This is a genomic window from Kribbella sp. NPDC058693 (assembly GCF_042715335.1).
GTDB classification, from domain to species: Bacteria; Actinomycetota; Actinomycetes; order Propionibacteriales; family Kribbellaceae; genus Kribbella; species Kribbella jiaozuonensis.
In genome coordinates, this window is the sequence record NZ_JBHXSQ010000001.1 from 1065623 (window position 1) to 1083242 (window position 17620).

Here is a 17620-nt window from a genome sequence, read left to right on the forward strand (position 1 = left end):
TGGCTGCTGATTGAGTCGTACTTCGAGATGGGGAGGAGTGCGGCATGAAGGTGCGAGTCGGGCGTGAGGTGCTGGCCGAGGCGGTTGGATGGGTGGCGCGCGGGTTGCCCAGCCGGCCGAGTGTGCCGATCCTGGCCGGGATGGTGGTGGAGGCGGCCGACGGGCAGGTGACGTTGTCCGGGTTCGATTACGAGAGTTCGGCACGGGTGAGTGTGCCGGCGGAGGTGGCCGACGAGGGACGGGTGCTGGTCTCCGGTCGGCTGCTCTCGGACATCTGCAAGAGCATGCCGCGGGACTCCGTGGATCTGAGCGGTGAGGCGGCTCGGGTCCAGGTGAGTAGCGGCGCGGCCCGGTTCATGTTGCACACGCTGCCGCTCGATGAGTATCCGCCGCTGCCGGTGATTCCGCAGGCAAGCGGAGTGGTCGACGGAGAGGTGTTCTCGCGGGCCGTCTCGCAGGTGGTGAGCGCAGCTGGTCGGGATGACACGCTGCCGGTGTTCACGGGGATCCGGCTGGAGATCCGTGGATCGACGATCTCCTTGCTCGCCACCGACCGATACCGGTTGGCGCTGCGGTCGTTCCCGTGGCAGCCGATCGATGCCGGCGTCGAGGCCAACGCGCTGGTCCCGGCGAGGCTGCTCGCCGACGTGGCGAAGGCGATGGCAGATCATGAGCTCACGCTTGCGCTCGGTTCGACCCGCACAGGGGACGGGTTGATCGGGTTCGAAGGCGGCGGCCGGCATGCGACCAGCCGGCTGATCGACGGCGAGTTCCCCAGGGTGCGCAGCCTGATCCCGTCGGAGAACGCGATCACCAGCACAGTCACCGTGGACACCGCCGCGCTCGTCGAGGCGGTCAAGCGAGTCGCGCTGGTGGCAGAGCGGTCGGCGCCGGTGCGGCTCACGTTCGCGGACGGTCTGGCGACGCTTGACGCAGGCAACGGTGAGGAGGCTCAGGCGTCGGAGTCCGTCGAGGTCACGCTGACCGGCGAGCCGGTGGTGACCGGCTTCAACGCCGGCTACCTGCTCGACGGACTCGCCTCACTCGGTACGCCGATCGCACACTTCGCCTTCACCCAGACGACCAAGCCGGCCAACCTGACCGGCCTCCGCTCCCCCGACGACGCACCCACACCAGATTCCGCCTACATCCTGATGCCGATGCGCCTGCCGACCTGACGTCATCCGCAGGTCGCACGACCGAATCGTGCCGTGGACTGACGATCGCAAGCACCTGCCGCGATGGCACGTCGGCGATGCGCTTCCCACAGGTTGCTGTCGTCGCGCGCTACGGGTATCTCGGCGTCGATCTGTGTCCGTTGCCTTCAGCCAAGGGCGATTCCCGGTCTCGCTTCCGGAGTACCTGGCGAATCTGACGATCTTCCTCTGGGCCTGGCTCGGCTCGACCTTCGTCTTCGAGATCGGACTGTTGCCGCACGCAACTGATCTGGTACTCAACACCCAGTTCTCGCACTGCTTCATCGCCGGCACGGCCCTCTGCCTGATCCATCGGTACGGCGCAACGCGATCATCATCGCGATCTTCGCGATCATGCTGGCCCACATATCGGCTTCATCATCTTCGAGCGCCTCGGCGACCAGGTGAACCACGTCCTCCTGGTCGCCGCCACGATGCTGCTGATGATCGGCCTTGCGGCCGCATTGCACTACGGCGTCGAGCGGCCGCTCGCACCACGCCTCAAACGCCTACTGGACCGGGCAACCCCCGGCCGACCAGTTCACGCGCTCAGGAAGTAGCCCGTCAGCACCCGGGCCATGGTCTCCGGCGGCAGCGTGTGGAACGTTCCGTCCTGCCCCTCCAGCGATCCATGCGGGAGCGTCTCAGCCGCCTGCCGTGCCGCCTCCTTCAACCAGTCCGGACTAGCGTTGCTGAACATCGCCAGCGTCGGTACGTCGACCGACGCCAACAGCTCATGCGGTACGGCGCTGTCGCCCATCTGCAGGCCGTCGTACACGAGGGTGTGCGCGATCGCCTCCATGCCGGCCCACATCGGCGTCTGCCGGATCTGGTCGACCGCCTCCTTCGGCTGGCCGACTGCCTCGACCATGAACAGCTCAGCCGCCCCACCAGGGTTCCCGGCGTCGACGAACTCCTGCAGCCGCTCGACGTACCGCTCCGGCACCGGCGGGGCGCCTTCGACCCGGAACGGCGGCTCCAGCACCGCCTGCTTCTCGAACGGCAGCCCGGCCTGCAGCAGCACCATCGACCCGGACGAGTACGCACAGGCGTACTGCGCACCCGTCGCCGAGCGGATCGCCTCCAGGTCCTCCCATTCACGCTCCACGGCGTACGGCAGAGTGTCGCCGGAGTCGCCGCGACCACGCCGGTCGTAGTTCACCACGGTGAATGCCGACGACAGCGCCTTGGCGTCGTCGACGTACCGCGAGCGCTCGGTGAACCCGCCCGCGACCAGCACCAGGACCGGCCCACTGCCGTACACGTCGTACGCCAGCTCGGTGCCGTCCTTGGAAACCACCTTCTGCATCACAGCTCCTTTGCCAGAGAGATCTCTGCCCATCCGTCGAACGGATCCGCGCCGGAAAGACACTCTGTGATCCACATCACAACACGCCGAGATCTTCCGGGCGACGGCGCACCTCACTACAGTTGGATTATGTATACAGGCGACTGCACACCATTCCGGGTTCGCTGATGCTGCTCCGCCAGCTGGAGTACCTCGTCGCCCTCGCCCGCGAGAAGCATTTCGCCCGGGCGGCGGAAGCCTGTTACGTCTCCCAGCCGTCCCTGTCGGCCGCGATCCGTAAGCTCGAGCAGGAGCTCGACGTACCGATCGTGCGGCGCGGCCGGCGGTTCGAGGGCCTGACGCCCGAGGGCGAGCGGGTGCTGCTCTGGGCACAGCGCATCCTGTCCGAGCAGGACGCGCTCCGACACGAGTTGTCGGTGATGCGCGGCGGGCTCAACGGCACGCTCCGGCTCGGCGCGATCCCGACTGCGATGCCCGTGGTTTCGTTGCTCACGACACCTTTCTGCGCGCGGCATACCAATGCTCGAGTGACACTTGAATCGCTCTCGTCGCGGGACATCACGCAGAAGCTCGCGGAATTCGATCTGGATGTCGCGATGACGTATCTCGACGACGACACGCTCGGCCAGGTACGCAAGACGCCGCTGTACGAAGAGCGCTACCTGTTGCTGACGCCGACCCACACCAAGCTTGCCGACCAGCCTGTCGCCACGTGGGCGGAGGTCGCCGAGCTTCCGCTCTGCCTGCTCTCCCCTGAGATGCGCAACCGGCGGATCATGAACGGGTACTTCACCGACGACGGCGTGACCGCGACGCCGGCGATCGAGAGCGACACCGTCTCCGGGTTGTACAGCCACCTGCACGGCAGCCACTGGTCCACCGTGATCTCGCACGCCTGGTTGCACATGTTCGGCGTACCGGACGGGATGCGCGTCGTACCGCTCAAGGGTCCGGCGCACGGGCCGCGGGTCGGGCTGGTGATCGCGGCGCGCAGTCCCGAGCCCGTTCTCGCGCGGGCGCTGCTCGACGTGGCGCGGCAGGCCGGCGTACACAAAGCTCTCGACGATCTACTCGACGTGCATTTGATGGATTCCGGCTATCTCGACATAGCGAGCAAGTCTTTGACCGTCGGACCATGACACCGCGATGGTGGAAATCCCTTCAGAACAAGGAGATTCCCATCATGGCGAAGATTGTCTGTGTCCTGTACGACGACCCGGCGGCGGGCTACCCGACGTCGTACGCCCGGAACGACATCCCGACGATCGACGGCTATCCCGGCGGCCAGACGGCGCCCTCGCCGAAGGCCATCGACTTCACGCCGGGCACACTGCTCGGCAGTGTGTCCGGTGAGCTCGGGCTGCGTGCATTCCTCGAGAGCCAGGGCCACACGCTGGTCGTCACGTCCGACAAGGAGGGCGTGGACTCGGTGCTCGATCGTGAGCTGCCCGACGCCGATGTGGTGATCTCGCAACCGTTCTGGCCCGCGTACCTGACCGCTGAGCGGATCGCGAAGGCGCCGAAGCTGAAGCTCGCGATCACGGCCGGCATCGGCTCCGACCACGTCGACCTGGACGCGGCGATCAAGCACGGCATGACCGTTGCCGAGGTCACCTATTCGAACAGCATCAGCGTCGCCGAGCACGTGGTGATGATGATCCTCGGGCTGGTGCGCAACTACCTCCCGGCATACCAAACCGTATGGGATGGCGGCTGGAACATCGCCGACTGTGTGGCGCGCTCGTACGACCTCGAGGGCATGCACGTCGGCACGGTCGCGGCCGGCCGGATCGGGACCGCAGTACTGCGTCGGCTGGCGCCGTTCGACGTGAAGCTGCACTACACCGACCGGCATCGCCTGCCGGAGTCGGTCGAGCGGGAACTGGGGCTGACCTTCCACCCGAGCGCGGCCGACATGGTGCCGCACTGCGACGTGGTGACGATCAACGCGCCGCTGCACCCGGAGACCGAAGGGCTGTTCGGCGACAAGTTGCTCGGGACAATGAAGCGCGGGACGTACCTGATCAACACGGCGCGGGCCAAGATCGCCGACCGGGACGCGATCGTCCGGGCGCTGGAGAGCGGTCAGCTGGCCGGGTACGCCGGCGATGTCTGGTACCCGCAGCCCGCGCCGGCCGACCATCCGTGGCGGACCATGCCGCACCACGGGATGACGCCGCACATCTCCGGCTCGTCGCTGTCCGCGCAGACCCGGTACGCCGCGGGCACCCGGGAGATCCTGGAATCGTGGCTGGCCGGTATGCCGATCCGCGACGAGTACCTGATCGTCGACGGCGGGCAACTGGCCGGCGCCGGAGCGCATTCGTACTCGACCCGGATGTAAGCCGGATCACGTGAGACGCGGGCATAACCGGTGAGTACACCTGGTTGAATGTATACAGAAGCCAGAATTCAAGAAGGGGTAGAAATGATCTTCACACGTAGGTTCGGCGCTCTGGCGGCTCGCCCGCAGTTCCCGGATGCCCCGGAGCTGCAGCAGGAGCTGTCCAACCCGCTCGATCTGGACGCCGAGCTCGCCAAGCTCACCGGCGAGGTGCCCGCCGCGCACGACGACCACCGACAGGCGGACGAGTCGGCCGCCTGAGGCCGGGGCGGCGGCTATATGTCACGCACGGCACTTGGTAGACTGTCTACCAAGTGCCGTGCTGTTTTCCGGAAGGGATCTCATGACGACGATCAGCGCAGGGCCAGGGGCGGGCGCGGAACCGGCCGGGGTGCGGCACGTCAAGCGGCCGACGCCGTTGCGGGAGTCGGTCTACGAGGCCCTGACCGAGATGATCATCGACGGCACCCTCGAGCGCGGCCGGCACCTGGTCGAGGTCGAGCTGGCCGGCCTGCTGGGCGTCTCCCGGCAGCCGGTGCGCGAGGCCCTGCAGCGCCTGAACAACGAGGGCTGGGTGGACCTGCGCCCCGGTTTCGGCGCGATGGTGCATGTGCCGGCCGAGGACGAGGTCGACCAGTTGCTGGCGGCACGCGCTGCACTCGAGTCCGAATCTGCCCGCCTCGCCGCGCGTCACGCCACGAAGGAGGATGTGGCTCGGCTGCGCGAGCTCTGCAAGGTCGGTACGGCGTACCAGGAGTCCGGCGACATCGACGGCACCGTCCGCACGAACGGTGAGCTCCACAGCCTCATCACCGAAATGTCCGGCAACCGTTTCCTGGTCGACTTCGCCGCCCAGGTCGACCGTCGGGTCCGCTGGTACTACACGCCGGTCGCCCCGGTCCGCGGTGCGGCCTCATGGCGTGAACACAACCGCCTCGTCAAAGCCATCAGCGAAGGCGACGAGGACAAGGCCGCCCAGATCATGCGCGAGCACACCGAACACACCCGCAAGGCCTACCACGACCTCCAGGCCGGCGCCGAGCCCGTCGAAACCCCCGAACCGGACACCACTCCCCGCCGCCGTCGCCGCACGACCAACTAATTCTTGGTCTTCTTGGTGATGGATTCCTGGTAGATTTCGGCGTAGGTGCGGGAGTCTTTGATCAGGTCGTCGCAGAATGCAGCCACGTCGGTGCCGATGAGTTCGATGACACCCTTGCCTGCTGCGACGCCTTCCTCGAAGAAGTCGACGATTCCGGAGAGCAGATTTCCCTCGGTCAGGTCGGTGGGGCCGACCTTGAACAGATATTTCTGGATCTCCTTGTAGACGATCTGATAGTCCGGCGGAAGCGCCTTGACCCGGGCCAGGTGCGCTCGCCATTGCTTCTTGCCTTCGATGATGTCCTGGATGCCCACGTCAGTCTCCTAACCGGCCGAGTTTCCTTGCGACGTTGCGATTCAGCTGCTCGCGCCACCGGTCGCGATAGGTGCGAGCGCCTTCTCCGCCGGCGAGCGCCGTACAGAAGCCGGGGATGTCGTCACCCAGTACGTCGTCGATGCTTTGTCCGTCAGCCGCCGTTTCCTCGAGCAGGCCAAGGGCGCTGTCGAGAATCGGCATCAGGTTGCGACCTGTGAAGCCCGAGTACGGCGACAGGTACGCCTTGATCTGCTCCCAGGCGGCGCGATAGTCAGCCGGCAATGCTGCGGCCCGGACTTCGAACGCTTTGTATTCCCTGGTGAGATCGTTGCCGGTGATGGTGTCCCAGAAACTCATCTCCCACCCTCCTTGAGTTTGTCGATTCGGGATGACAAGTACTCCCATTTCGCCCAGAACTTCCCGAGCTCCGCGCGCCCCGCGTCGTTGAGCGAATAAAACTTCCGCGGCGGCCCCATCCCCGACGGCCGCTTCGCCACCTGCACCAACCCGTTCCGCTCCAGCCGCAGCAGGATCGTGTAAACCGTCCCCTCGATGACATCGGAGAAGCCGAGTTCGTTCAGCTGACGCGTGATGACGTACCCATAGGTCTCCTCACGGCCGATGATCTCGAGCACACAACCCTCCAACGTGCCCTTCAACATCTCCGTCAGGTCATCCATCGCGAGCCAGCCTCCCGGTACTCCGTATCACGGAGTACCACTATACGGTATCACCGAGTACCACTCCAAGAAAACGCGGCGGGAGGACAGCCCCTGTCCTCCCGCCGCAATCCGTCGGCAACCTCAGGCGACCCGTTTCTTCCGGCCTCGCCCGGTGGCCGCCTTACGGGCTTCCAGCGCCGCGGCCAGGTGGGAGTAGGCCTCGACGGTCCGGCGTGCGTACTGGTTGTGGTCCAGGATGCGGGGCCACCACAGCCGTCCGATCTGCTCGTGCATCCAGAGGAACCCGATCGCGAACCCCATGCTCACCAGCGCCCGGAACGCGAGGAACTTGCCCACCTCCGGCGGCAACCCCGGCGTACCGGTGATCACCCACGAAGTCACCACCGCATGCACCAGCAACGACAGCGGAAAGGCAACAGCCCAATACACCGCCGCCGGCGCAAACACCCCGGCCGGGACCTTCCCCAGCGCCGCGAGTACGGCGTACCCCGCACCGAACAGAACCAGCGGTACGCCGAGGCCGAGCCCCGTCATCACCGCCCAGCCGAGGGGCTGGCCGGCGAACCCGGCCAACCCTCCGGCAATCAAACCCGCCGCCGCGCCAACCGACGCAGCAGGCACCGAGTACTCGGCCAACTGCTTATACGAGGCCATGTCAGTCCACGACCACGCCGAAGCGGACCAGGCAGTAGAACAGCATCCCGAGATAGAACACTGCTCCGAACCCGATGATCACGTTCCGCACCGGCCCGGGCCGGATCTTCTTCGGCAGCAGCATGTTGTTGGTCAGCAGCAACACGATGCAATAGGCACCCATCGCAAACGTGGACAAGAACGCGAGGATGTCCAGGATCCCCGCCGGTCCGTCGGCCGGCCCGAAGAGCAGGATCAGGATGCCGAACAGGATCACGCCCCACAGGAACCCGGCGTACAACCGCGACATCGAGAACCGTTTGGCGCCCGGTACGAAGTAGTACGTCATGTCCGCCTGCCCGCGTGAGAACGAGTCGAACAACCCGAGCGTCGCGTTCAACCCGATCAGCGCGATGAAGGCGAAGAACAACGTCCCCAGCACCGGCGACCCAGCCGCCGCGAACGCGTCCGACATCGCCTTCAGCGCCGCCTCCCGGTCACCGCCTTCGATCAGCGAGGCGACGTTCGGATTCTCCCGGGCCGCCGACATGGCCAGCACGGTGAACGAGATCGTCACCAGCATCGTGATACCCCAGAAGAGCAGCAGCGCGTCGAACGTCACCCACTTGCGCCACCCCTTCCACTTCGCCATCTCCGCCGGGTCCTCGGTGTCGAACATGAACCCACGCGACGGCATCGACTCCGCCTCGCCCGCGGACCGCAGACCACGGATCTTGGGAATGTGCGCACCCATACCCGCACCGCTGTCCCGCAGCTGAAGCGTGTACCACATCTGCTGCATCCCGGACGGCCCCGCGAACGCGATCGAGCCGACCACGATCGGGAACCAGGCCGACGTCATCGCCTTGTCCGGGAAGTACCCGAACGCGAACATCCCCTGCAGCGTCTGCGAGAGGTCGTCCCAGTTGCCGACAATCGCCGCGATGACCGACGTACCGACCACCAGTAAGCCGATCAGCAGACCCAGGAGTTTCTCGAGGAAGTTGTAGATCACCGACAACAGACTGAACAGCACACCGACGAACACCAGAGCCACGCACGCGGTGACCTGCCAAGGTATGCCAGTGATCTCTTCGAACGCGGCCGCGCCGGCCGACAGATGGCCCGGCCACATATAGATCAGGATCGCGGCGACGTAGAAGAACCACATCATCGGTTTGAAGATCCGTGCCGCACCGAAGAAGATGCTCTCCCCGGTGGCCATCGCGTACCGCGCCATCTCCAGCAGCACGAACGCCTGCAGCGTGACACCGACCATGAACAACCAGCGGATATCCGGCCCGAACACCAGGACGAGCCGGGGCCACATGTACGACTCCCCCATCCCCACTCCCAGTGCGACCAGGAAGACGGTCGGACCGAGGATGTGGATGGAGGGCGGTGCGTCCGGAAGTTTCCGGATCGGCATCGGTTCGAGCCTGCCCGCTTTCCAGACCTTCTCGGTCGCAGGGACCGCGGCGGCCGGCTCTTCGGGCACTTCTGAGGTCTTGCTCGTGACGTCCAAGGCGGACTCCTAAGTTCGACGCCAACTAGCTGACTACCAACTCCCCCGCAGACTGCTTCCTCCAATCAAGAGATCAACTCTGGCCGAGCGGCCCGGCGTTCCGGGCCCAGCGATACTTCGCACCGAGCACCTGCACAGGTGTCTCGGTGGTGTACGGGTACGCGACCACGCCGTGGTCGAACAGGTACTGCGACGCTTCCTCGACCTCGACGTCACCGGACAGCGAGGCAACCACCGGCTTGTCGATGCCCTTGGCCCGGAACTCCTCGACCACCTCGGCGACCAGGCGAGCGAACACCATCGGCGGTGTCACGATCGTGTGCCAGTAGCCCAGGATCAGCGCGTGGATGCGCTCGTCGGACAGCCCGAGCGCGACCGTGTTCCGGTACGTCGACGGCGGCTCGCCACCCGTGATGTCCACCGGGTTGCCGGCGGCACCGAACGGCGGGATGAACTTCCGGAACGCCGCATCCAGATCGGCAGGGATGTCCATCAACGTGAGCCCGTTGTCGACACAAGCATCCGACAGCAGTACGCCGGAACCGCCCGCGCCGGTGATGATGACGACGTTCTCGCCCTTCGGCGTCGGCAGCAGCGGGATGCCGCGGGCGTACTGGAGCATCTCGTTCAGCCCCGGCGCCCGTACGACGCCGCTCTGGCGCAGGATGTCGTCGTACACCTTGTCGTCGCCGGCCAGGGCGCCGGTGTGCGAGCTGGCCGCCCGCGCGCCCATGGACGTCCGGCCGGCCTTCAGCACGACGACCGGCTTCTTCTTGGACACCCGGGCCGCCGTCTCGGCGAACGCCCGGCCGTCCTTCAAATCCTCAAGATGCATGGCGATCAGGTTGGTGTTGTCATCGCTCTCGAAGAAGGTCAGGAGGTCATCCTCGTCGATGTCGGCCTTGTTGCCTACCCCAACGATCGCGGAGACCCCCATCCGGCTGGACCGGCTGAACCCGAGGATCGCCATCCCGATCCCGCCCGACTGCGACGACAGGGCAACGGACCCGCACACGTCGTACGGCGTACAGAATGTCGCGCACAGGCTCTCCGGCAGGTAGTAGTAGCCGTAGATGTTCGGTCCCAGGATGCGGACATTGTGTTCACGGGCGATCGCGACGACCTCGTCCTGGAGCTCCTGCTCGCCGGTCTCGGCGAACCCGGACGGGATCAGGATCGCGCCCGCCACACCCTTCTGCCCGCACTGCTCGAGCGCCCCGGCAACGAACTTGGCCGGTACGGCGAAGACCGCGACATCGACGTCACCCGGCACGTCCAAGATGCTGGGGAAGGCCTTCCGCCCGAGTACCTCCCCGCCGCGCGGGTTGATCGGGTAGATGTCTCCGGCGTACCCGCCGTTGACCAGGTTCTTCATCACCGAGTTGCCGATCTTGCCGTCCTCGTTGGACGCCCCGATCACGGCTACCGCGCGCGGCCGCATGATCCGCGTCATCGCGGTCAGGATCTCCTCCTGGCTGAACCGCTCGACCGGCTTCCCGGCCTCGGCGTCCACGATGATCCGGAAGTCCACCGCGGTGGCGCCGTCCGGCCCGGCGAGCACCGGGTTCAGGTCGACCTCGGCGAACTGCGGGAAGTCAGTCACGAGATCCGACAACCGCTTGATCAGATCACCCACCGCGTCCTTGTCGACCGGCCGCGCGCCCCGGACGCCTTCGAGCATCTCGTGCGCATCGATACCGTCGACCATCGCCCGCGCCTCGTCGGCGGTCAGCGGCGCAAGCCGGAAGGTGACGTCCTTGAGCACCTCGACGAGTACGCCGCCGAGCCCGAACGCGACCACCTTGCCGAACGTCGGATCGGTGACCGCACCGACGATGACCTCCTGCACATCACCGCCGGTCACCAGCATCTTCTGGACCTGTACGCCGGTGATCGCCGCGTCGGCCTTGTAGGCCCGCGCATTGGCGAGGATCTTGTCGAACGCATCGCGCGCCGCGTCCGCGCTGTCCACGCCGACCACCACGCCGCCGGCCTCGGTCTTGTGCAGGATGTCCGGCGAGACGATCTTCAGTACGACGGGGAACCCGATCTCGGCGGCGAGACCGGCGGCGCCCTCGGCAGTCGTGGCCAGTCCCTCGCCCGGGGTCGGGATGCCGTACGCGTCGGCGACCTGCTTGGCCTCGGGCGCGCTCAGCGAGGTGCGGCCGTCCGCCAGAGCCTGGTCGAGGATGGTCCGGACTGCTGCCTTGTCATAGGTCATGCCATGCACTCCATTTCAGATCACGCCGGCGGCTTTGAGTTCCTCGAGCTCACCGGTGTCGATACCGAGCGAGCCGTAGATGGCGGAGTTGTGCTCACCGAGACCCGGTGAGGTCTGCACCTCGACCGGCGAGTCGGACAGCTTGATCGGGCAGCCGACGGTCTTGAACGCGCCGCGCTGCGGGTGCTCCACCTCGACCACCGCGCCGAGGTCGGCGAGGGTCTCGTCCGCGATCAGCTCGGCCGTGGACATGATCGGCCCGCACGGCACGTTCAGCGCGTTGAGCTTGTCCATCACTTCGAACTTCGTGTGCTGCTCGGTCCACTGCTCGATCAGCGCGAACATCTTGTCGAGCTTGTCCAGCCGCGCGGCCGGCGTCGCCCAGTCCGGGTCCTCGGCGAGCTCGGGCTTGCCGATCAGGTTGGCGATCGGCGCCCACCCCGGCGGCTGGACGATCACGTAGATGTAGTCGTTCGGCCCACCGGGCGCGCAGCGAAGCGCCCAGCCGGGCTGCCCGCCGCCGGATGCGTTCCCGGATCGCGGTACCTCGCTGTCGAAGTTGTCGTTCGGGTACTCGCGCAGCGGGCCGTGCGTCAGCCGCTGCTGATCACGAAGCTTCACTCGCGTCAGGTTCAGCACGGCTTCCTGCATGGCCACGGTCACCCGCTGGCCCTTGCCGGTGTGCGTCCGCTGGAACAGTGCAGCGAGGATGCCGGCGACGAGGTGGATCCCGGTGCCGGAGTCGCCGATCTGCGCGCCGGTCGCGGTAGGCGGTCCGTCCTCGAACCCCGTCGTACTCATCGCGCCGCCCATCGCCTGGGCGACGACCTCGTAGGCCTTGAAGTTCTCGTACCGGCCCGGGCCGAAGCCCTTGATCGATGCGAACACCAGGCCGGGGTTGAGCTCCTGGAGACGCTCCCAGGTGAAGCCCATCCGGTCGATCGCGCCGGGAGCGAAGTTCTCCACCAGGACGTCGGCGTTCTTCACCAGGTCGATGAAGATCTCCTTGCCCCGGTCGGATTTCATGTTCAGCGTGATGCTGCGCTTGTTGCAGTTGAGCATCGTGAAGTAGAGGCTGTCGACGTCCGGGAGGTCGCGCAGCTGCTGACGGGTGATATCGCCGGTCGGTGCCTCGAGCTTGATCACGTCGGCGCCGAGCCAGGCAAGGATCTGGGTGCAGGACGGTCCGGACTGGACATGGGTCATGTCGAGGACACGGACACCATCGAGGGCCTTGGTCATGCTGGGGTCCCCTTACTTGTACATGGTCTGGTTCATGGTTCCGGGGGCGTACGCGTCCGGGTCGACCCAGACGTTGATCAGCGAGGGCAGTCCCGATTCGCGGGCGCGCTGCATGGCCGGCCCGATGTCCTTCGGGTCGCGGACCTCTTCGCCGTACCCGCCGAGCATCCGGGCGAACTCGTCGTACTTGACGTCGCCGAGGGTGTTGCCGATCCGGCCGCGGTCGTGGCCGTACTTCGCCTCCTGGCCGTAGCGGATCTGGTTCATCGAGGAGTTGTTGCCGACGACACCGACGAACGGAAGGTTGAAGCGCACCAGCGTCTCGAAGTCCCAACCGGTCAAGGAGAAAGCGCCGTCACCGAACAGCGCGACGACTTCCTTGTCCGGTCGCGCGTACTTCGCCGCAAGCACGAACGGGATGCCGACGCCGAGCGTGCCGAGCGGTCCCGGGTCCATCCAGTGGCCGGGTGACTTGGGCTGGACGACGCCACCGGAGAACGTGACGATGTCGCCGCCGTCGCCGATGTAGATCGAGTCCTCGGTGAGGAACTCGTTGATCTCGTGCGCGAGCCGCAGCGGGTGGATCGGGTTCGCGTCGGACAGCTGCCGAGGCAGTCGCTTCTGGTACGCCGCTTCCTCCTCGGCACGCAGCTCCGCGAACCAGCCCTTGCGATCCGTCTTCTGCAGCCGGCCCGACGCCGCCTGGGTGACCGCGGCAAGGATCGCGCCCGGGTCGCCGACCAGGCCGAGATCGATATCGCGGTTCTTGCCGACGGTGCGGTAGTCCATGTCGATCTGTACGACGGTCGCGCTCTTCGGCAACCGTCGCCCGTACCCCATCCGGAAGTCGAACGGCGTCCCGACGATCAGGATCAGGTCGGCGTTGTTGAACCCGTACCGCCGGGAGAGGTGGAAGTGGTGCGGGTCGCCGGGAGGCAGCGTGCCGCGGGCGGCGCCGTTCATGAACGCCGGTACGTCGAGGGTCCGCACGAACTCGGTCGCCGCATCGCTCCCACGGGCGGTCCACACCTGCGTGCCGAGCAGTACGACGGGCTTCTCGGCCCGCACCAGCAGGTCGGCCAGCGCCTCGATGCTCGCCGGGTCGCCGATGCTCTTGGTGGACGCGCGATAGTGGCCGGCCTCGGGGACCGTCGCGGACTCGACCGGGACCGAGTTGTCCAGGATGTCGCGCGGGATCTCCAGGAAGGACGGGCCCGGTGCGCCGTTCAGGGACTCGCGGAACGCCATCGACACCATGTCGGCGACGCGCGCGGTGTGCGGCACGGTCGCGGCGAACTTGGTGATCGGCGTCATCATGTCGACGTGCGGCAGGTCCTGCAGGGACCCCATCTTGTGCTGGTTCAGCGCGCCCTGGCCGCCGATCAGCAACATCGGGCTCTCGGCTCGGAACGCGTTCGCGACACCGGTGACGGCGTCCGTCGTACCCGGGCCGGCGGTGACGACCGCGCAGCCGGGCTTGCCTGTCACTCGCGCGTAGCCGTCGGCGGCGTGCGCGGCGACCTGCTCGTGCCGGACGTCGACCACGGCGATGCCCTCGTCCACGCAGCCGTCGTAGATGTCGATGATGTGACCGCCGCAGAGCGTGAAGATCACGTCGATCCCCTCGGCCTTCAAGGCCTTCGCGACGAGGTGACCACCGGAGATCGTCTCCGGCTCCTTCACTTGGGCGGCGGGCTGGGTCTCCGACACTGTCTGCGCCATCTGCAGTCATCTCCTCGGAAGGCCGTCGTGCGGCTTGGTCTGTAGATTGCATACCGTATGGTGTAGTCGTAGTCTTATCGCACGCGACGGTGGTTGTCCAGAGTTCGCGTCGAGGAGCCTGGCTTTGGGAGAAAGCCCTTATGGCGTTGAGGAATCAGCTCGAGTAGGTGGGTTTGAGCTGTGCCGCGAGGCACAGCTTGAGCAGGCTCTTGAGTCGTACGTCGTTCGCCGTCCTGGCCGCGACCGCGACGGCTTCCGCGGCCTGCTCGGTCGCGACGAAGGTGCGATAGAACGCCTCGCTCCGGTGGCCCAGGGCACGCAACCACCAGCGGGCCGCGCCGGCCGCATGCTCCTCCGCGCCGAGCAAGTGCATCGCGGTCTGATGCGCGGCCGCCAGCCGGCGCTGCTCATCTCCCGTGATCTCACCGGTGGTCAGCGCGGTCGACACGCACAGCGCGACCAGCCGAGCAGACGGCTCGAAGCCGGGGCGCGCGGTGTCGAGGAACTGAGGCGCGAGCGGCAGCAGGTCCCGGCGGCCGGCTGAGCTGCTGTGGTCATGTATGGCGCGCGCCACCGAACTCAACACTGGGTGGACACAGGCAGGACGGTCGGTCCAGGGTTCTCGGGCCAGGCGGGACACCAGCTCCATCACGCACGGATCGGGGCGCTGGACCTTCGCGTAGCCGTTCACTCGCCTGACACCGGCGTACCGAGTTGACGGCGGACAGACAGGGCTGGGCGTCCGGGTTGTTTGAGTAGTCGCACGCTCAGCGCGGTGACGATGCCGAGCAGACCGGCCCCCAGGAAGAGTGGGCGGTAGCCGACCACCGCGATCAACGACGCAGCGGCGCCGATGCCGACCAGGCCGCCGACGGCCTTTGCGGAGTACAGGATGGCCTGATTCTGGAGCAGGCTGTTCTCGCCGAAGAACTCGAGGACGAGGTTGGCCATGATCGCGTAGAAGGCACCACCCCCGAGGCCGGCGAACATCGCGCAGACCACGAACGCCCAGCCGTTGCCGGCGATCACGAGACCGACGTGCGCGAAGCCCTCGATCATGAGTACTGCGGCCAGCACTCGCCGGCGGCCGAATCGATCGGACAAATGGCCGGCCGACGACCGCCCGAGGCCGTTGACGGCAGCAAGCATCCCGGCAGCGGTGGCCGCGACGCTCAGGCTGAAGCCGGCTCCGTAGCTCGCGACGAAGCCGATGCCGAGCAGCGACAGCGCCGTACTGATTGCTAGCAGCAACCACATCAGCGGTAGCGCGCCGGTCTTCATCGCCTCCGCGGGACGGTAGTGCCGGGCCGCGGGCGCGTTGTTCGGGATGCTGCGGTTCAGCTTCCGGTCGACAGCCCATGCCTGCGCGTCGAGGTCCGCGGGCCACCAGTACCGCGGCGGATCCTTCAGCAGTCCGCCGGCGACGAGCACGATCAGCACGGCAACCGCGGCGATCAGGTCGAAGACGATCCGCTCGTCCCAGACGGTCAGCAGGGCGATACTCGGTACGGCGCCGACGGCGAAGCCACCGGTCACGAAGCCGATCGTCGCGGTACGCCGGTCCGGGAACCAGCGTGCTGATGTGGTGATGCAAGCGGAGTACACGAGACCTGCGCCGATGCCGCCGAGGAGTGCGTAGCCGAAGACCGCCGCGACGTAACTGTGCGCGTGGGCGAGTGTTGCGAGACCGATGGCGGCCAGCACACCGCCGAGTACAACGAGCTGCGTCGGCGTGGCACGGCGTACTCGCTGGATCCACGCGGCCGGGATCGCGACCAGCGCCTGGCAGGCGACGAAGATCGCCAGCAGCCACAGGGTTTGCGTCGTACCCCAGCCTCGGTCGAAACCCAGGGCGGCGGTGCCGAACGAGTACTGCAGCGGACTGATCGCGACCATGCAGGCCCAGGCCGCCCAGAGTTGCCAGCGCCGCGAGTGCCCGGTCAGCTCCCGGGCATCCTCGCCGATCCGGTACCGCCGGCCGTAGACGTCACGCACATCCCGGGGCGTGGGTATCACGTGATTCATATCGCCTCCTGACTACTGCATACCGTATGAAGTCTGTGGTACTCCTCCACGCCCGGGCTGTCCAGACCTGAACTGTTGCGACCGGCTCTTGTGACCAGATTGCATACCGCATACAGTCGTCTGCACACTCGAAGGAGGCGGACGTGGACCTGATGGAGTACCAAGCCAAGGAACTCTTCGCCCGGCACGGCGTCCCGGTGACGCTCGGCCGGGTGATCGAGGATCCGGCCGACGCGGCGGAGGCGGCCGCGGAGCTCGGCGGCCGGGTGGTGGTGAAGGCCCAGGTGAAGACCGGCGGCCGCGGTAAGGCCGGCGGCGTGAAGCTTGCCGCGACACCCGAAGAGGCGGTGGCGAAGGCGGGCGAGATCCTCGGGATGGACATCAAGGGCCACACCGTGCACCGCGTACTGCTCGCCCCGGCCGCGGACATCGCCGACGAGTACTACTTCTCTTTCCTGGTCGACCGCGCCAACCGCGAGTACCTGTGCATCGCGAGCACCGAGGGCGGCGTCGAGATCGAGGAGGTCGCGCACACCAACCCCGACGCGATCGCGAAGGTATCGATCGACCCGGCGATCGGTGTCGACGACGCGAAGGCGGCGGAGATCGTCGCGGCCGCAGGGTTCCCGGTCGGCGCACAGGACGTCGTACGGAAGTTGTGGGACGTGTTCGTCGCCGAGGACGCGTCACTGGTTGAGGTGAACCCGCTGGTGAGGTTGGGCGACGGTTCGCTCGAGGCGCTCGACGGCAAGGTGACGCTCGACGACAACGCGGCGTACCGGCACGCAGATCACGCCAGGTTCGAGGATCATGCCTCGGCCGATCCCCTGGAGGCAGCGGCGCTCGAGAAGGGCTTGAACTACGTCAAGCTCGACGGCTCGGTCGGCATCATCGGCAACGGCGCCGGCCTGGTCATGTCCACGCTCGACGTCGTCGCTTATGCCGGTGAGCAGTACGGCGTGAAGCCGGCGAACTTCCTCGATATCGGCGGCGGCGCCTCGGCCGAGGTGATGGCCAACGGGTTGGGGATCATCCTGTCCGACCAGCAGGTCCGCAGCGTGTTCGTGAACGTGTTCGGCGGGATCACTGCCTGCGACGCGGTCTCGAACGGGATCGTGCAGGCGCTCGAACTGCTCGGCGACCAGGCCGACAAGCCGTTGGTCGTGCGACTGGACGGCAACAACGTCGACGAGGGCCGCAAGATCCTTGCCAAGGCCAACCATCCGCTGGTGACCGTGGTCGACACGATGGACGGTGCGGCGGCGCGAGCTGCCCAACTCGCCGCGGAGAAAGGACTGTAGAG

General features: G+C 66.7%; 18 protein-coding genes. 7 read left to right on the top strand and 11 right to left on the bottom strand.

Annotated features, from left to right (window positions below; all coding sequences use genetic code 11):
• Positions 1–44: 44 nt before the first annotated feature.
• Both dnaN and ACFWUU_RS05055 read left to right on the top strand, forming a co-directional pair.
• A complete protein-coding gene (gene dnaN / locus ACFWUU_RS05050; RefSeq protein ID WP_380172817.1) occupies positions 45–1178 on the top strand; it encodes a DNA polymerase III subunit beta in 1134 nt (377 codons plus the stop codon).
• A 422-nt stretch (positions 1179–1600) separates the two neighbouring features.
• Entirely contained in the window at positions 1601–1756 is a 156-nt protein-coding gene (locus ACFWUU_RS05055; RefSeq protein ID WP_170989637.1) for a hypothetical protein, read from the top strand.
• Here ACFWUU_RS05055 and ACFWUU_RS05060 read toward each other — a convergent pair.
• Positions 1738–2505 carry an alpha/beta fold hydrolase gene (locus tag ACFWUU_RS05060; protein WP_380172819.1) on the bottom strand — a complete coding sequence of 256 codons (768 nt, stop codon included), beginning with the start codon at positions 2503–2505 and terminating at the stop codon, positions 1738–1740. The genes ACFWUU_RS05055 and ACFWUU_RS05060 overlap by 19 nt on opposite strands.
• 167 nt (positions 2506–2672) lie before the next feature.
• Here ACFWUU_RS05060 and ACFWUU_RS05065 point away from each other — a divergent pair, with 167 nt between their 5' ends.
• The 4 genes from ACFWUU_RS05065 (at position 2673) to ACFWUU_RS05080 (ending at position 5951) form a co-directional block, all read left to right on the top strand.
• Positions 2673–3644, top strand: a complete 972-nt coding sequence (locus ACFWUU_RS05065; protein ID WP_380172820.1) for a LysR substrate-binding domain-containing protein — start codon at positions 2673–2675, stop codon at positions 3642–3644.
• 44 nt (positions 3645–3688) lie between these two features.
• Positions 3689–4849, top strand: a complete 1161-nt coding sequence (locus ACFWUU_RS05070) for an NAD-dependent formate dehydrogenase (protein WP_380172822.1) — start codon at positions 3689–3691, stop codon at positions 4847–4849.
• Between the two features lie 84 nt (positions 4850–4933).
• Positions 4934–5110: a hypothetical protein gene (locus tag ACFWUU_RS05075; protein ID WP_380172823.1), complete on the top strand. Its 177-nt coding sequence runs from the start codon at positions 4934–4936 to the stop codon at positions 5108–5110.
• Positions 5111–5192: 82 nt separating this feature from the next.
• On the top strand, positions 5193–5951 hold the full coding sequence (locus tag ACFWUU_RS05080; RefSeq protein WP_380172825.1) for a GntR family transcriptional regulator: 759 nt from the start codon (positions 5193–5195) through the stop codon (positions 5949–5951).
• On the opposite strand, the gene ACFWUU_RS05085 is transcribed toward ACFWUU_RS05080, so the two are convergent.
• From ACFWUU_RS05085 to ACFWUU_RS05130, 10 genes are all read right to left on the bottom strand, one after another.
• Positions 5948–6265 carry a DUF1048 domain-containing protein gene (locus ACFWUU_RS05085; protein WP_137253560.1) on the bottom strand — a complete coding sequence of 106 codons (318 nt, stop codon included), beginning with the start codon at positions 6263–6265 and terminating at the stop codon, positions 5948–5950. The two genes, ACFWUU_RS05080 and ACFWUU_RS05085, sit on opposite strands and share 4 nt — an antisense overlap.
• A gap of 1 nt (position 6266) precedes the next feature.
• Positions 6267–6623 carry a DUF1048 domain-containing protein gene (locus ACFWUU_RS05090; protein WP_380172827.1) on the bottom strand — a complete coding sequence of 119 codons (357 nt, stop codon included), beginning with the start codon at positions 6621–6623 and terminating at the stop codon, positions 6267–6269.
• On the bottom strand, positions 6620–6946 hold the full coding sequence (locus tag ACFWUU_RS05095; RefSeq protein WP_137253558.1) for a PadR family transcriptional regulator: 327 nt from the start codon (positions 6944–6946) through the stop codon (positions 6620–6622). The genes ACFWUU_RS05090 and ACFWUU_RS05095 overlap by 4 nt, the downstream gene beginning before the upstream one ends.
• Positions 6947–7069: 123 nt before the next feature.
• Complete coding sequence (locus ACFWUU_RS05100; protein ID WP_380172829.1) at positions 7070–7603, bottom strand: hypothetical protein; 534 nt, start codon at positions 7601–7603, stop codon at positions 7070–7072.
• A 1-nt stretch (position 7604) separates the two neighbouring features.
• On the bottom strand, positions 7605–9011 hold the full coding sequence (locus ACFWUU_RS05105) for an Nramp family divalent metal transporter (protein WP_233714601.1): 1407 nt from the start codon (positions 9009–9011) through the stop codon (positions 7605–7607).
• Between the two features lie 169 nt (positions 9012–9180).
• Complete coding sequence (locus tag ACFWUU_RS05110; protein WP_380172831.1) at positions 9181–11328, bottom strand: acetate--CoA ligase family protein; 2148 nt, start codon at positions 11326–11328, stop codon at positions 9181–9183.
• Between the two features lie 15 nt (positions 11329–11343).
• Positions 11344–12570, bottom strand: a complete 1227-nt coding sequence (gene frc / locus ACFWUU_RS05115; RefSeq protein ID WP_137253554.1) for a formyl-CoA transferase — start codon at positions 12568–12570, stop codon at positions 11344–11346.
• A 12-nt stretch (positions 12571–12582) separates the two neighbouring features.
• Positions 12583–14292: a thiamine pyrophosphate-binding protein gene (locus tag ACFWUU_RS05120; RefSeq protein ID WP_380172833.1), complete on the bottom strand. Its 1710-nt coding sequence runs from the start codon at positions 14290–14292 to the stop codon at positions 12583–12585.
• 154 nt (positions 14293–14446) lie between these two features.
• On the bottom strand, positions 14447–14866 hold the full coding sequence (locus tag ACFWUU_RS05125) for a hypothetical protein (RefSeq protein ID WP_380172835.1): 420 nt from the start codon (positions 14864–14866) through the stop codon (positions 14447–14449).
• Positions 14867–14979: 113 nt separating this feature from the next.
• On the bottom strand, positions 14980–16317 hold the full coding sequence (locus tag ACFWUU_RS05130; protein ID WP_380172837.1) for an OFA family MFS transporter: 1338 nt from the start codon (positions 16315–16317) through the stop codon (positions 14980–14982).
• A gap of 143 nt (positions 16318–16460) precedes the next feature.
• On the opposite strand from ACFWUU_RS05130, the gene sucC reads away from it, so the two are divergent.
• Positions 16461–17618, top strand: coding sequence for an ADP-forming succinate--CoA ligase subunit beta (sucC, locus tag ACFWUU_RS05135; protein ID WP_380172839.1), 1158 nt, complete (start codon positions 16461–16463; stop codon positions 17616–17618).
• Positions 17619–17620 lie beyond the last annotated feature (2 nt).